Raw genomic sequence first — 14,204 nt, forward strand, 5'->3', positions numbered from 1 at the left:
GTATCCCGGGGACCTAATTAAGGGTTGCGAAGTCAGGAGTCGGCAAGCGATTCCGCGGCGCGCGTCGGGCGGTCGTCCGACGCGACCCCAGAGGGTCAGGCGCTCTCGGACCCCGTCTCGCTTGCGGTGTTCCCGTTCGCGTCCGTGGCCGTGAGTGTCACCTCGTACTCGCCGCCGGGCGTACACTGGGACGGACCCGTGTGGCTCCCGAAAGTGATCGTCTCCACGCCCGTGGCGGCGCTACCGGTCGCGCCGGGTGTGAGCGTCTGTACCCCACAGGTCCCGTTGACGTCCTCGACGATGATCTCCACACCGGCGAGGTCGCCGTCCCCGTCCGAGACGCCCCAGTCGACCGTCACGTCGTCTTTGTACTTCGTGTTCGGACCCGGCTGGGTGTCGTAGCGAGCGACGTCGACGGCGTCGATGTCGACCTCGGGTGACTCGTCACCGGGGACTGGTGTCGGCGTCGCCGTCGGCGCCGGTGTGGCGGTCGGTCCGGGTGTCGCGGTCGGGGCTGGTGTCGAGGTGGCGGTCGGAACAACCGTCGGCGTCGCACCCGCGGTGCCGCCGCCCTCGATGGCGATTTCGTTGACCGAGAGGTGCAGGTGCGTCAGGTCGGGTGCGAGCACCTCGTCGGCGGTGACGGTGATGGTCAGGTCGGCGAGGTCGGCGTCGTAGTTCACCGTCGTCGACTGCCGCACCGCGGCCGGCCCGCCGACGATGGCGCCGTCGACGACGAAGTTACCCGTGCCGAGACAGGTGTCGGCGTAACTCCCATCGTCGAGTTGACACTGCGTCTGGGCGGTGGGCATCGCGTCGTTGACGCCGGGAGCGTCCGCGGCGCGCGGCGCGTAAATGACGCCCTCGAAGTACGACCCGCCGTTGACCATCGCCACCTGCATGTCCGACTCGCCGTAGACGATCAGTCGGTCGGCGTCGATGTCGTCGGGGTCGCCGGGGTCTCGCGGCGCGACGTAGACGTTCCCGCCCCGGACGGTGAGGTCGCCCGTCGTGAAGACCCGCAGGCGGCGGTTCGCGCCGGCGTTCACGACGCGCAGTTCGCCGCCGTCGACGTCCACGTCGCCGTCGACGAGGAAGGTGACGTTCCCCCCGGAGAGGTCGACCGTCGTCGGCCCGCTCAACGAGAAGCCGTCGCTGTCGTAGTAGCGCCCGCTCGTGAGCGTCTGCCCCGCGGAGATGTCCTGTGCCGTCACGTCGGGGTCGCCGGGGGCGTCAGTGACCCGCTGCTGGATTGCCTCGTCGATGGCCGGCGTCGACAGCGACTGGTGGGCGGCCGTCTCGCCGGTGATGCTCCCCGCCTGCGCCACCGAGATCGACCCCTCCGCCGTGACGGGGCCGTTGATCTCGGCGTTCCCGGTGGACACCTCGACGGCCCCGCCGTGCGCCTGAATCGCGTCCGGGAACGTCGTGTCGAACTCGAGGCGACCGAGTTCGACGGTGACCGTCTCCGTCCCGTGGTCGACCGAGACGTGGGCGTCGTCGACGCGGGTCTCGAAGTACTGCGCCCAGCCCACGTAGTACTCGCTCGTGATGGAGAGGACGATTACGTCGTTCCGGACGGTTCCGGGGCCGAGGTTCGGCTGCTGGGAGAGCCGCCGGACGACGAGTTCGTTTCCGGCATCGGTCCCGTCGGGCCTGACGACGACCAGCGGCATGGTCAACGTCCCGTCGCGGTAGTGTATCTCCGGCGGCGAGACCATCCGGCTCTCGCTCTCTGTGCCGCGCCAGACGCCACCCCCCTGGTAGGCGACGACGGTGTCGCCGTGGCGGTAGACGACCGCACCGAGTGTCTGCGTGTGGATGGTCGGGCCGTCCTCGTAGGCGAGTCGCAACTCCCCGGTCGGCACCGTGCGGACAGCGCCGTCACGGACGCCGAGCCGAACCGTGCGTGCGTCCGACCGGCCGAGAGCCACCTCCGCGCCGACCGAGTCCAGCTGGGTGAACGCGTGCTGGACCTGCTTCCCGGACGCCTCGTCCTGGAGCGCGCCGAGCCCCTGCGCCCCCATCACGACGACGCCCGTCACGCTCACCACGACGAGTCCGACGAGGAGGACGAACCCCAGGACGTCCGCCTGGGCCCGGTCGGCCGGCCGCGCTACGGACACGCGTTACACCCCCCACCGGAGAGCGGGTACGGAAACGTTCGTGAGAGCGACGGTGACCTCCGACACATGCGTGGCGGTCACGGAGCGTCGTCATCAACGCTCTGCCCCCGCTATCAGAACTGATTCCATTTTCACTACGTGGCTGGAGTGACGTTGGCCGGGTGCACCGGCCGAACCGCGTGGGACGCCGGCGAGCGGTAACGACGGTCGCCGGTCGTGGATCGCTCTGGAAGGCCGGGACACGAGGACCGAATCCGCCCTGTCCGGGCCAACCGGTGTGTTCTCCCCCCTCCCCCCTTTGGTCCCTCGAGACGGTGAGACCCGGGTCGAATCGCCGTCGACAGTCACCTTCCGGAGGGCCATCCGAAGAGACGCTACTGAGCCGAATAACTCTAATGCCGATACTCTTCGGTATCGAGCGGCGGGTGGTCGTCCATCCGCGAGCGGCCGGCGACCCGACAGTCTTAAGCAGATGTACTGATTTGTCCATCATAACCCGAATACATACATCGGTGACTACCAATGCAGGAGTACATCAGACGCGTGACGGACGGAGAGGACCTCGGGGTCGAGGAGGCACGGGAGGCCGCGCGCCTCGTCTTCGAGGAGGCGACGGAGGCACAGATCGGCGCGCTGCTGGCGGCGCTCCGAGCGAAGGGCGAGACCGAAACCGAGATCGCCGGGTTCGCACAGGGGATGCGCGACGCCGCGCGCACTATCGACCCCGACCGGCGTCCCCTCGTCGACACCTGCGGGACGGGCGGTGACGACTACAGCACCATCAACGTCTCGACGACGAGCGCCATCGTCGCCGCGGGCGCGGGCGTGGCCGTCGCCAAGCACGGCAACTACTCGGTCTCCTCGTCGTCGGGGAGCGCCGACGTCTTGGAGGTCGCCGGCGTCGACGTCGACGCCGAACCGCCGCTGGTGGAGGAGGCCATCGAACGCGACGGCATCGGCTTCATGCTCGCGCCGGTGTTCCACCCCGCGATGAAGGCCGTCATCGGCCCGCGGAAGGAACTGGGCATGCGGACGCTGTTCAACGTCCTCGGCCCGCTCACGAACCCCGCGGGCGCGGAGGCGCAGGTGCTCGGCGTCTACGACGAGGCGTTAGTGCCCGTCATCGCCCGCGCGCTCGCGCACATGCCGGTCGAGCGGGCGCTCGTCGTCCACGGCGCGGGCATGGACGAGATCGGTCTCCACGGCGAGACATGCGTCGCCGAGGTGAGTGGCTCGGAGATCGAGGAGTACACCCTGGTCCCCGAGGACATCGGGCTGGAGTCGGCGCCCGTCGACGCCGTGTCGGGAGGAAGCCCAGAAGCAAACGCCGCGGACCTCCGCGGCATCGTCGCCGGCAAGGTCGACGGGGCCAAGCGCGATATCATCCTCGCGAACGCGGGCGCGGCGGTGTACGTCGCCGGCCTCGCAGAATCCATCGAGGAGGGTGTCGAGGAGGCCCGCGCGTCCATCGAGGACGGCCACGCGGCGGCGAAACTCGACGACCTCTGTGTGCGGACCGACGAGGCCGAACCGGCCTCGGAGGCGTAGCGCCCGATGACGCGCGTGAAAGTCTGCGGGGTGACCTCCGAAGACGACCTCGAAACGGTGGTCGGCGCCGGCGCGGACGCGGTCGGATTCATCGCCGACGTGCCGGTGGAGACGCCGCGGGAGGTCGACTCCGGGACGGCCGCCGACCTCGTCGCCGCGGCCCCTCCGTTCGTGACGACGACACTGGTCCTCATGCCCGAGTCGCCGAGCCACGCGGTCACGCTCGCGCGGACCATCCAGCCGGACGTCCTCCAGTTACACTGTGATTTCGACCGCGAGGAACTGCAGTTCGTCCGTGCGGAGTCGTCGACGAAGGTCGTCGTCACCGTCGACGCGAGCGAGGGCGACAGAGCGCGCGGCCTCGACGACGTCGTCGACGCGCTGCTCGTCGACTCCACGACCGACGAGGGCGCGGGCGGGACGGGCGAGACCCACGACTGGGAGGCCACCCGCGCCCTCGCCGCCGACCTCGACTCGCCGGTCGTCCTCGCCGGCGGACTCACCCCGGAGAACGTCACCGAGGCCGTCCGAACGGCAGCGCCGTACGGCGTCGACGTCGCCAGCGGTGTCGAGTCCGAGGGCGGGACGAAGGACCCGGCCGCGGTCCGCCGGTTCGTCCGCGCGGTGCGGCGCGTCGACGCCGAGGACGAGAGCGAGGTGACCGCATGAGCGGCGTCTCGTTCGACCGCTCGGCCGACGAGTTCGCGGCGCTCCTCGACGGCCACGACGAGTCCGGTGAGGGACCGGTCGTCGCCCGTCTGGAGGCGACGCTCGACGTCAGCGTCGAGCCCCTCGCCGCGTACACGGCGCTCTCGGGGGAGAGCGACTACGGCTTCCTCCTCGAATCCGCCGAGAAGACGCCGTCGTCGGACCCCGACGGCGCGTTCGAACCCGACGGCGCGGGCGACCGCCACGCCCGCTACTCGTTCGTGGGCTACGACCCCGACGCGGTCGTCTCCGTCTGGCCCGACGGAACAGAAGTCGAAGACCTCGGCGGGGCCGCCGCGAGGTACGTGACGCCGAACGGCGGCGACACGCTCGACTCCCTCCGGGAGGCACTCCCGGACCTCCCCCGCGTCGGCTTCCCCCCGCGCGAGCGCCAGCAACTCGACGGCGGTCTCGTGGGTTTTCTCGCCTACGACGCCGTCTACGACCTCTGGCTCGACGAGGTGGGAATCGAGCGACCCGACCCCATCGTCCCGGACGCGCAGTTCGTCCTGACGACGCGGACGCTCGTCTTCGACCACGCCGCCGACACCGTCTCGCTCGTGTTCACGCCCGTCGTGAGCGCCGAAGAGAGTGAGAGCGTCTACGCTGACCTCGTCGCCGAGGCCGAGTCGGTCGCCGAGGCGCTCGCCTCGGGCCGAGTGTCGGAACCGGGCGGGTTCGTCCGTCACTCCGAGCGCACCGGCCCGCGCGAGGCGTACGAGGACGCCGTGCGCCGCGCGAAGGAGCACGTCCTCGACGGCGACATCTACCAGGGTGTCATCTCCCGCAAGCGCGAACTCCACGGCGAGGTCGACCCGCGCGGCTTCTACCGGGCGCTCCGCGAGGTGAACCCCTCGCCGTACATGTACCTGCTCCGACACGGGGACCGCTCCATCGTCGGCGCCTCGCCCGAGACGCTCGTCTCCGTGCAGGGGCAGAAAATCGTCTCGAACCCCATCGCGGGCACCTGTTCACGGGGCAGTTCGCCCGTCGAGGACCGCCGTCTGGCGGGCGAGATGCTCGCCGACGGCAAGGAGCGCGCCGAGCACACGATGCTGGTCGACCTCGCGCGCAACGACGTCCGCAGGGTGTCCGAGCCGGGGTCGGTGAGAGTCGAGGAGTTCATGAGCGTCCTCAAGTACTCGCACGTCCAGCACATCGAGTCGACCGTGACCGGGACGCTCGCGAGCGAGAGAGACGCGTTCGACGCCACCCGGGCGGCGTTCCCCGCGGGGACGCTCACGGGCGCGCCGAAGGTCCGCGCGATGGAGATCATCGACGCCCTCGAACGCGAACCGCGCGGGGTGTACGGCGGCGGCGTCGGCTACTACTCGTGGGCCGGCGACGCCGACTTCGCCATCGTCATCCGAACGGCGACCATCGAACACGGCGTCCCGGTCGACGGGACCGACGGGACCGACGGGACGGAGGACGTCGTCACCGTGCAGGCCGGCGCCGGCATCGTCGCCGATTCGGTCCCCGAGAGCGAGTACGAGGAGACCGAACAGAAGATGGGTGGCGTGCTCGCGGCGCTCGAAGCCATCGAAGTCGACCCCGGCTCTGATTCCAACGGCGACGCCGGGGTCGACACCGACGAGTCGTCCACGGAGCACGAGCACGGGCAGGAACAGGAGGTGTCGCGATGAGTTCCGCCCACCCGGCCGAGACGCGCCTCGACCGCCTGCGCGAGGCGGGCGCACACGTCGAACCCGGCGCAGGGGGGGAGACGCTCGTCGTCGTCGACAACTTCGACTCGTTCACGTACAACCTCGTGGAGTACTTCTCCGAGCAGGAGCCGAGACCCGAACTCGTCGTCTTCAAGAACACGGCGTCGCTTTCCGACATCGAACTGGCCGACCCCGACGCGCTCGTCATCAGCCCCGGTCCGGGCCACCCGAAGAACGACCGCGACGTCGGCGTGACGAACGAGGTCCTCCGCGAACTCTCGCCGACGGTGCCGACCCTGGGCGTCTGTCTCGGTCTCGAAGCCGCCGTTCACGCCTACGGAGGGACCGTCGGACACGCCCCCGAACCCATCCACGGCAAGGCGTTCCCCGTCGACCACGACGGGGAAGGGGTGTTCGCGGGGCTGGAGCAGGGCTTCCGCGCCGGTCGCTACCACTCGCTCATCGCGAGCGAGGTTCCCGACTGCTTCGTCGTGTCGGCGACGACCGACCACGACGGGGAAGAACTCGTCATGGGTATCAGACACCGCGAGTACCCCATCGAATGCGTGCAGTTCCACCCCGAGTCCGTCCTCACAGCAGTCGGACACGACGTCGTCCGGAACTTCCTCGCCAGCGTCGGCGTCGAGAAGTGACTGCGAAGGGGTCGCTGCGGCCGCGACGGGACGTTCTCAGGGCTCAGAGCAGGCCGGGGAGGAACATCGACACCAAGATGACGAGACCGATGATGACGGCGGCGATGGTGACCAGTCGCCACGCGACTTTGAGGACGATACGACCGACGAGGACGACGAGGCCGATGGCGACGACCAACACCAGGAGTTGGACGAGCGGATTGCCGGACGCGAGGCCGAACTGGAGCACGGTCGAAGCGAGGTCCATACGCACCTCTCACCCATCGGCGGCATAAGCTTGGGGAGCTTTCGACAGTCGATATCGAGCGCACGGAGTCCACCCGCTCGTGCTCCGGTGTACCACGTAAGAGAGACGCAGATACCGGGCGCGGGAGATCGGTTCGTTGTCACCTTCGATGACGACCGCCAGCTGACGATCATCATCCGCAACGAGGGGGAGCGACAGGTGAGATGGCGGTCGGAGGCCGATGCGAACAGCGAGTTGCTCTTCGAACTGAGTGAGCGGGAAGCCAGGCGGTTGGCGGAGATATTCGACGGCAGTTATTTCGAGTCCGTCGACACCGACCTCGAGAACGCACTTGAGGACGCGGATATCGAGTGGGTCGAAGTCGACGACGAGGCGCCGGTGGTCGGCCAGACACTCCGTGAGAGCGGGATCCGGACCCGGACGGGCGTGTCGGTGATCGCGGTTCAACGGAGTGACCGCACGCACTCCAACCCCGATTCCTCGTTCAGGATCGAGGCCGGGGACGTCCTCGTCGTCGTCGGCTCGAAGGCCGAACACGAGGCGTTCGAAGCGTTCCTGAGCTAATTGAGGAGGCACCGAAACTAACGCTCCACGATCACTCGCCGAATGTGTTGTTCGACACTGTGACGGTCGCTTCACTCGCAGGGTGCAGCGCCACCCAACGGTTGACTCGACGAATGTTTCCGAGCCTCCGGTCCTTCCGTTTCACAGCAGTTCCCAGCACACTTTGATTCGCTGGCGTTGACGTCAGTTGCCAATGCAGGTTTAGTGCGTGTATAGCGGGGTCGTTACAGATTAATAGGGTACCAACCAGCGAGGGAGGTGCCTTAGGAGTAATCGGCGCTATTGGAGAGCCGATTGTGATTCTCGTATTAGGCTGGCAGCTTCATCAGTCATCTGACTGATGTACTCGCAACCCCACCGGTCAGTTGTTTCATAACCAAAAACATGAAACGAACAGCGTTCGCGTGGTGTACTTACTCTCTGTATCGGTCACAGCACTCCTGACAGAGGGCGAGTATTTTGGTGAGGACGTTGCTGCATACACGGCGCGAATGCAGCACGAGAGGTCGTTATTCCAGGACGTGTTCGGAGCGGTCGGGAAAAGCGAAGGCATTACCGAAGACGTGATTCCATCTCCAATCCTCTGTGAATGCCCACGCGCCCACATTCGGAATATGGTTATCGACACGCGATGTCTTTCTTGAATCATGAACCCGATATTCTTCGAATCTCGCAACGAGTTCCGCACCTGGTTGGAAGAGCACCACGACACGGCCGAGGAGCTATGGGTCGGTTACTACAAAGTCGACGCCGAGCGATCCGGTATCGGCTACGGCGAGTCGGTCGAGGAAGCGCTCTGCTTCGGGTGGGTCGACGGCCTGATCAAGGGCATCGACGACGAGACGTACACGCGTCGCTTCACGCCCAGGAGACCCGACAGCAAGTGGTCCAAGGCGAACAAGGAGCGGGTCGAAGCGATGATCGAGGTGGGGAAGATGACCCGGGCCGGGATGGAACTCGTCGAAGCGGCGAAGGAGTCGGGAGAGTGGGCGGATGCCTATCGACTCGCCGACGACCACGAGATCCCGGCCGAACTCGAGGCGGCGCTACGTGAGAACGAGACTGCCTGGGAGAACTTCCAGAACTTCTCGAACACTGACCAGCACGCGTTCATCGCGGCCGTCGAGGAGGCAAAGACGGACGAGACAAAGCAAAAGCGCATCGAACGAACGGTTGGCCTTGCGGCGCAAGACCTTCGAGCATACGACGAGAACAACAAGCGGCGGCTGTAATGTGGCCTCGGTAGAGGCAACCAGCCCCGAAGAAATCTCCGTTTCTCGTAAGACAGTGGAGACCCGGCACACGTCACCTGCTGATTAAGAATCAGCAACCTTTGCGAATCGGTGCAGAATCGCGTGACTGCGAGGAGGTGACCTACTTGAGAATGAGTGGAAAAATTATGGGTTGGGGCGGATTCGAACCGCCGGCCTGCTCCGTGTGAAGGAGCCGTCATAACCGGGCTAGACCACCAACCCGCGCACCCATCGGTATCCGGGCGCGAGACTTAAGGGTTACTTACTCCGCCGGGGGCCGGCCGCGGTACTGGTCGATGCGCTCGCGGGCCTTCCGCACCGGTTCGGTATCGACCCTCTCGAACTCGGTCTTCACGCGGTCCAGTCGCGTCCGAGGTTCGTCCTCGTCTTCTTCCCACCCGAACCGCTCCCGTGCGGCCGCTTCGAGCGGTGCCAGTTCCTCTTCCAGCCCGATGCGGAGGTGGTCGACGGCTCGACCCAGGTAGTACCACGCGTCCTCGAAGTGCTTGTTCATATCTGCCCTTACGTAGGCAACAGATATGAGTATTGTGGGGCGTTCACGGAGTGTGACTACATCCCGGAGCAATCCGCTGATATCACGCCTCACGGCCGATTTATCCCCAGAGAGAGCCTCCTCTCACCCGTGGCACTGACGAAGGTGCTCGTCGCCGGTGCGACGGGCCAGCAGGGTGGTGCAGTCGTCGAGGCGCTCCGTTCGGGCGCGTACGGCGAGTACGAGGTGTACGGGATGACCCGCGACGCGGGGAGCGACGCCGCCGCGGCGCTCACAGAGCGGGGGGTACACGTCGTCGAGGCCGATCTGAACGACCGCGCCTCGCTCGACGCGGCCGTCGAGGGGATGGACGCCGTCTTCCTCGTCACGACGTTCTTCGAGGAGGGTCCGGCGGTCGAAACCGAACACGGAACGCGGATGGTCGACGCCTGTGTCGACGCCGGCGTCGACTACGTCGTGTACTCGTCGGTCGCCGGGGCGGACCGCGCGCCGCTCGAACACTTCGAGTCCAAGCACCGGGTCGAGGAGTACATCGTCGACTCGGGGCTCGAATGGACGTTCGTCCGCCCCGTGTACTTCATGCAGAACTTCGCGTGGCAAGAGGGGGACATCAGAGACGGGACGCTCGCCATGCCGCTCGCGGAGGGCGTCGCCCTCGCCGTCGTCGACGTCGCGGACATCGGCCGAATGGCGGCGACAGCCTTCGCCGACCCCGACACCTGGACCGGCGAGCGGGTCGAACTCGCGGGCGACGAACTGACGCTCGAAGCGTTCGCCGCCGTCTTCGCCGACGCGCTCGGTCGTGCGGTCGAGGCCGTACACGTCGACGTCGACACCTACCGCGCGGAGGCCGGCGACGAGATGGCCGACATGTACCAGTGGTTCAACGAGCAGGGGTACGACGTCGACGTCGCGGCCCTCTCGGAGTGGACCGAAATCGACTACGCGACGTTCGCCGAGTACGTCGACGCCCACTGGGCGTCGCGCCCGGCGCCCGCCTCCGCCTGAGCGGGAGGGAGGATCAGGCGAGCGTCCGTTCGACGTACTGGAGGATGTTCTCGCTCTCGCTCATCGTGACGCCGTGGTCGTCGTCGACGAGGACGGGAACCCCGCGCTGTCCGCTCACGCGCTTTACCTCGTCGCGGTCGGAGTGCATCGCTTCGACCCACACGGTCTCGTAGTCGACGTCGGCTTCGGTGAGCGCGTCGTGGACTTTCTCGCAGTACGGGCAGCCGTCGAGCGCATACAGGGTGAGAGCCATGGATGGGTGTATCGCCGCGGTGGGCAAGTAAGTTGGCCTCCTCGCGGAGCGGGTGGTTCGTGCGGTGTGAACGTCTCAGTGAACCGCCTCGGGGTCGAGCCCCGAGGCACTCGCCTTGCTTATCTGTAGAAGGGTGCGGAGACGTACAGCCCCACACCGACGACGACTCGCTGCTCTCACGACCGGTAATCGGAACCAACATCTTAAACTGCGGGCACCGATATCTCGACGTATGAGCCTGGAGATGGAACACCACTGTCCGGCCTGCGGCGAGGAGCGCACGTTCTGGCGGTCGGCCAGCACGCTGGTACACCTCGGCGAGAAGGTCAAGTGGCGCTGTGCGGAGTGTAACTACAGCTTCGTCCGCATCGGCGACATCGACACGTCGGTCGAAGCCTGAGCCTCTTCCTCTGGAAACCTCGTTCTCGGCAGAACACCAGCGACCGCGGTACCGGGCCGAACTGAACGAATAGCCGCGCGGACGGCGTCAGTCCCCGCCGTCGTCTTCGAGCGCGTGCCACGACAGCCGCGGGTTCCGCGCGGCGCTCACCTGGTCGATGCGCCGGGCGGTGGTCCGCGACGGCGCGTTCGCGAGCGTCTCGTCGTCGTCCGCGAGCGCGCGGTTGAACGCCGCGGCGAGGTCGTCCAACGACGAGCGGTTCTCCACCTCGGTCGGTTCGGTGAGCATCGCCTCCGAAACGAGTTCGGGCCACTTCGTCGTCGGCGGATGGACCCCGTAGTCGAGCATCCGTTTCGCCACGTCCGCGGCGTCTCTGTCCCCCGCCGTCGCCGCGAACTCGTGGTGGAACGGGTCGTACGGGATGTCGTACTCCAACTGGGAGGCGAGGTAGTTGGCGTTCAGCACCGCCTTCGCCGAGGCGTCTCTGAGGCCCGCGTCGCCCAGCCGCGAGATGTACGCGTACGCCTTCACGAGGACGAGCCAGTTGCCCATCGTGCCGTGGACCTTGCCGATGGAGCGCTCGGGGTCGAACAGTTCGTAGCCGCCGTCCGACTTCCGGACCTGCGGCTTCGGGAGGAACTCCGCGAGGTCCGAAGCCACACCCACCGGCCCGGCACCGGGGCCACCCCCGCCGTGGGGCGTGGCGAACGTCTTGTGGACGTTGTAGTGCATGATGTCGAAGCCCATGTCGCCGGGGCGGGCCCGACCGAGCAGCGCGTTGAGGTTGGCGCCGTCGTAGTAGAGCAGACCGCCGGCGTCGTGGACCGTCTCCGCGATGTCGCGTATCTCGCGCTCGAACAGCCCCAGGGTGTTCGGATTGGTCAGCATGAGCGCCGCCGTCTCCTCCGACACCGCCGCCTCCAGCGCGTCGAGGTCGACGCGGCCGTCCGCCCCCGAGGGGAGTTCGACCACCTCGTACCCGGCCATCGCGGCCGACGCGAAGTTCGTGCCGTGCGCCGAGGCGGGGATGATCACTTCGGAGCGGTCGTCGTCGTTCGCCTCGTGGTACGCCTGCGCGACGAGGATGCCGGTGAACTCGCCCGCGGCGCCCGCGGGTGGCTGGAGCGTCACGGCGTCCATCCCGCCGATGTCGGCCAGGTACTCCTGCAACCCGTGGAGAACGGCGAGCGTCCCCTGAACGGTTTCTCCCGAGCGGTCGGGGTGGACCGCTCCCGACGGAAGCGCCGCGACGTCCTCGATGAACGAGGGGTTGTACTTCATGGTGCACGACCCCAGCGGGTAGGGACCGGTCTCGACGCTGTAGTTCATCTGCGACAGCCGGGTGTAGTGGCGGGCCAACTCGGGTTCCGAGAGGGAGGGAAGCGACACCGAGTCGCGGGTGAGGTCGTCCGGCAGCGACGAGTCGACGTCGACCTCGCGTCCGTCCTTCTCGGAGAGCAGCGGTTCGTACACGTCGTCTCGGCTGAATCGCGCTTGATCGTAGTTCACGCGAATCCCCCCGGGATGAGCGTGAACGAGGCCGGAGGTGTGCTGACGTGGTCCATCACGCTGCCTCCTCGAACGCCGTGACCAGGGCCTCGGCGTGTCCCGCGTTCGTCTCCGTGATACACACCTGAATCCGGTGTTCGCCGACGACGTGGACGGCGAATCCCTCTGATTCGAGTTCCGAAGCCACGGCCTCCGCGGGCTGATCGGTGTGAGCGACGAACTCGCGGAAGTGGTGACGGTCGTAGACGGGCGCCCGAACGCCGACGACTTCGTCGAGTTTCGCGGCGAGGTCCCGGGCGTTCGTCACGCACTGTTCGGCGAGGTCGACCATCCCGTCCGCACCCAGCGAGGCGACGTGCATCGCGGTCCGGAGGGCGACCCACGCCTGGTTCGTGCAGATGTTCGACGTGGCGCGCTCCTTGCGGATGTGCTGCTCGCGCGTCTGGAGCGTGAGGGTGAACGCTCTCTTCCCGGCGGCGTCCTCACTGGCCCCGACCAGCCTCCCCGGGACCTGCCGGAGGAACTCCTCGCGGGTGGCGAAGAGGCCGAGTCCCATGCCGTAGCTCGTCGAGAGTCCGAGAACGTCGGCCGCGCCGACGACGACGTCGGCTCCCACGCTCGCAGGCTCTTCGAGGAGTGCCAGCGCGAGCAGGTCGGAGCCGAGACAGAACAGCGCGTCGTTGTCGGCGGCGAGGCTCCCAATCGAACCGAGCGAGGGCTCGACGACCCCGTGGACCGTCGGCGACTCCGCGTACACCATGACGGTGTCGTCGTCGACGAGTTCGGAGAGTGCGTCGACGTCGACAGCACCGTCGTCCATCGGGTACGTCTCGACCGAGAGGCCGGCCCCCTCGACGTAGTTGTCGAGGACGCCCGCCTTCCCCTCGTGGAGGTGGTCGGGGACGATGACGGTCGACCCGCTCGCTTGCCGGACGCGACCGGCGAGGCGCGCGGCCTCTGCCAGGGCAGTCGCGGCGTCGTACATCGAACAGTTCGCGACCGGCAGTCCGGTCAACTCGACGACGAACGACTGGTACTCGAACAGGACCTGCAGGAAGCCCTGGGTGATCTCGGGCTGGTACTGCGTGTAGGAGGTGAGAAACTCCGACCGGCGAGAGAGGTCCGAAACCAGGGACGGGACGTAGTGGTCGTAGTGACCCCGACCCAGAAACTCGACGAGGTCGTGGTTGCGCGAGAGCGTCGCCTCGACCTCGGTTCGCACCTGAGCTTCGGATTTCGAACTGATTCCGAACTCGCCGTCGAACGCGACGTCGTCGGGGATGTCGAACAGTTCGTCCTCCGCGTCGACACCGACCGCATCGAGCATCGACTCGGTCTCTTCGGGCGCGTGCGGTGCGTACGGACTCCCGCTCATTCGATCTGCTCGCGGTACTCCTCGGGGAGAGGAGGTCGTCGAACGCTTCGTCGCCCTCGACGCTCAGTTCGAGCATCCAGCCCTCGTCGTACGGACTCTCGTTGACGAGTTCGGGGCGGTCGAACAGTTCCTCGTTCACGGCCGTGACCTCGCCCGAGACGGGGGCGTAGAGGTCGGAGACGGCCTTGATCGACTCGACGACGCCGAACGAGTCGTCGGCGGTCACCGTGTCACCCGTCTCGGGGAGTTCGACGAACACCACGTCGCCGAGTTCGTCCTGTGCGAACTCCGTGATGCCGACTCTGATCGGGTCGGCGGTCGTGATCCACTCGTGCGATTCCAGATACCGTCTGTCGTCGGGAACTTCGAACATAGTTGT

General features: G+C 67.1%; 14 protein-coding genes, 1 tRNA gene and 1 pseudogene. 8 read left to right on the forward strand and 8 right to left on the reverse strand.

Annotated features, from left to right (window positions below):
• Positions 1–95: 95 nt before the first annotated feature.
• Positions 96–2,126 (reverse strand): DUF7289 family protein, encoded by a 2,031-nt coding sequence (locus C2R22_RS25120; RefSeq protein ID WP_162562504.1) that lies wholly within the window; start codon positions 2,124–2,126, stop codon positions 96–98.
• 522 nt (positions 2,127–2,648) lie between these two features.
• Here C2R22_RS25120 and trpD point away from each other — a divergent pair.
• The 4 genes from trpD to trpG are packed head-to-tail and all read left to right on the forward strand — an operon-like array spanning position 2,649 to position 6,702.
• Positions 2,649–3,674, forward strand: a complete 1,026-nt coding sequence (gene trpD / locus C2R22_RS13945) for an anthranilate phosphoribosyltransferase (RefSeq protein WP_103426293.1) — start codon at positions 2,649–2,651, stop codon at positions 3,672–3,674.
• 6 nt (positions 3,675–3,680) lie between these two features.
• The gene (locus C2R22_RS13950; protein ID WP_103426294.1) at positions 3,681–4,343 is read left to right on the forward strand and encodes a phosphoribosylanthranilate isomerase; all 663 of its coding nucleotides are present in this window, start codon (positions 3,681–3,683) and stop codon (positions 4,341–4,343) included.
• Positions 4,340–6,028, forward strand: a complete 1,689-nt coding sequence (trpE, locus tag C2R22_RS13955) for an anthranilate synthase component I (RefSeq protein ID WP_103426295.1) — start codon at positions 4,340–4,342, stop codon at positions 6,026–6,028. The genes C2R22_RS13950 and trpE overlap by 4 nt, the downstream gene beginning before the upstream one ends.
• Positions 6,025–6,702: an anthranilate synthase component II gene (trpG, locus tag C2R22_RS13960; protein ID WP_103426296.1), complete on the forward strand. Its 678-nt coding sequence runs from the start codon at positions 6,025–6,027 to the stop codon at positions 6,700–6,702. The genes trpE and trpG overlap by 4 nt, the downstream gene beginning before the upstream one ends.
• 43 nt (positions 6,703–6,745) lie before the next feature.
• Here the strand turns inward: trpG and C2R22_RS13965 are convergent, their stop codons facing one another.
• Positions 6,746–6,949 carry a hypothetical protein gene (locus C2R22_RS13965; protein ID WP_103426297.1) on the reverse strand — a complete coding sequence of 68 codons (204 nt, stop codon included), beginning with the start codon at positions 6,947–6,949 and terminating at the stop codon, positions 6,746–6,748.
• Between the two features lie 87 nt (positions 6,950–7,036).
• Here C2R22_RS13965 and C2R22_RS13970 point away from each other — a divergent pair, with 87 nt between their 5' ends.
• Entirely contained in the window at positions 7,037–7,513 is a 477-nt protein-coding gene (locus C2R22_RS13970; RefSeq protein ID WP_162562505.1) for a cation:proton antiporter regulatory subunit, read from the forward strand.
• A 647-nt stretch (positions 7,514–8,160) separates the two neighbouring features.
• Positions 8,161–8,745 (forward strand): YdeI/OmpD-associated family protein, encoded by a 585-nt coding sequence (locus C2R22_RS13975; RefSeq protein WP_173862805.1) that lies wholly within the window; start codon positions 8,161–8,163, stop codon positions 8,743–8,745.
• Between the two features lie 168 nt (positions 8,746–8,913).
• Here the strand turns inward: C2R22_RS13975 and C2R22_RS13980 are convergent.
• Positions 8,914–8,988: transfer RNA gene (locus C2R22_RS13980), tRNA-Val, on the reverse strand.
• A gap of 40 nt (positions 8,989–9,028) precedes the next feature.
• Positions 9,029–9,280, reverse strand: coding sequence for a DUF7553 family protein (locus C2R22_RS13985; RefSeq protein ID WP_103427684.1), 252 nt, complete (start codon positions 9,278–9,280; stop codon positions 9,029–9,031).
• Positions 9,281–9,409: 129 nt separating this feature from the next.
• Here C2R22_RS13985 and C2R22_RS13990 point away from each other — a divergent pair, with 129 nt between their 5' ends.
• Complete coding sequence (locus tag C2R22_RS13990; RefSeq protein WP_162562506.1) at positions 9,410–10,288, forward strand: NmrA/HSCARG family protein; 879 nt, start codon at positions 9,410–9,412, stop codon at positions 10,286–10,288.
• Positions 10,289–10,301: 13 nt separating this feature from the next.
• On the opposite strand, the gene C2R22_RS13995 is transcribed toward C2R22_RS13990, so the two are convergent.
• A complete protein-coding gene (locus C2R22_RS13995) occupies positions 10,302–10,541 on the reverse strand; it encodes a glutaredoxin family protein (RefSeq protein ID WP_103426300.1) in 240 nt (79 codons plus the stop codon).
• Positions 10,542–10,773: 232 nt separating this feature from the next.
• Between C2R22_RS13995 and C2R22_RS25660 the strand changes: the two genes are divergently transcribed.
• Positions 10,774–10,941, forward strand: coding sequence for a DUF7838 family putative zinc beta-ribbon protein (locus C2R22_RS25660; RefSeq protein WP_173862806.1), 168 nt, complete (start codon positions 10,774–10,776; stop codon positions 10,939–10,941).
• Between the two features lie 87 nt (positions 10,942–11,028).
• Here C2R22_RS25660 and gcvPB read toward each other — a convergent pair whose 3' ends face one another.
• From gcvPB to gcvH, 3 genes and pseudogenes are all read right to left on the reverse strand, one after another.
• Positions 11,029–12,450: an aminomethyl-transferring glycine dehydrogenase subunit GcvPB gene (gene gcvPB, locus C2R22_RS14000; protein WP_103426301.1), complete on the reverse strand. Its 1,422-nt coding sequence runs from the start codon at positions 12,448–12,450 to the stop codon at positions 11,029–11,031.
• Positions 12,451–12,505: 55 nt separating this feature from the next.
• Positions 12,506–13,777, reverse strand: coding sequence for an aminomethyl-transferring glycine dehydrogenase subunit GcvPA (gene gcvPA, locus C2R22_RS26405; protein ID WP_245903026.1), 1,272 nt, complete (start codon positions 13,775–13,777; stop codon positions 12,506–12,508).
• Positions 13,778–13,821: 44 nt separating this feature from the next.
• Positions 13,822–14,198: pseudogene (gene gcvH, locus C2R22_RS26410) on the reverse strand (glycine cleavage system protein GcvH).
• Positions 14,199–14,204 lie beyond the last annotated feature (6 nt).

This window comes from Salinigranum rubrum (assembly GCF_002906575.1).
Classification (GTDB): Archaea; Halobacteriota; Halobacteria; order Halobacteriales; family Haloferacaceae; genus Salinigranum; species Salinigranum rubrum.